Annotated in this window: 1 protein-coding gene; it reads left to right on the forward strand. The window is 74.4% G+C overall.

Going from position 1 to position 684, the window contains the following annotated elements; translation table 11 throughout:
* Positions 1-684 (forward strand): SDR family oxidoreductase (locus ACRYM6_RS22990; protein ID WP_432545213.1); only part of this gene is annotated, 684 nt, incomplete at both ends.

Consider the following 684-nt stretch of genomic DNA (forward strand, 5'->3'; position numbering starts at 1 on the left):
GTCACCGGCGCCAACGGCGGGCTCGGCGAGCAGTTCGTCCACCAGGCGCTCCAGCGGGGAGCGGCGAAGGTCTACGCCGCGGCGCGCACCCCGAGGTCCTGGGACGACCCCCGCGCCGAACCGCTGCGGCTCGACCTCACCGACCCCGATGCCGCCACCCGCGCCGCCTCCTCCGCCCCCGACGTCGACCTGCTCGTCAACAACGCCGGCATCGCCCCCGCCGGCGACTCCATCGCCGGGCCGGAGGAGGAGCTGCGCCGCGTCTTCGAGACCAACTTCTTCGGCACCCTGCGGGTCGCCAACGCCTTCGCCCCCGTGCTCGCCGCCCGCGGCGGGGGGACGCTGCTGAACGTGCTGTCCGCGGCGGCCTGGATCAACGTGCCGACCGGGTACGCCGCCTCCAAGGCCGCGATGTGGTCGGCGACCAACGCGCTGCGGGTGCAGCTGCGCGGTCAGGGCACGCAGGTCGTCGGCCTGCTGGTCGGCATGGTCGACACCCCCATGGCCGCGCGCTGGGACGTGCCCAAGGTCAGCCCCGCCAGCGTCGTCGCCCAGGCCTACGACGCCGTCGCCGACGGCTCCCTCGAGGTCCTGGCCGACGACACGACGCGGTACCTGAAGTCGCGGCTGAGCACGCCGGCCGAGGAGTTCTACCCCTGGCTCGACGAGCAGCTGGCCTCCTTC

The organism is Kineococcus rugosus (genome assembly GCF_050871975.1).
Classification (GTDB): Bacteria; Actinomycetota; Actinomycetes; order Actinomycetales; family Kineococcaceae; genus Kineococcus.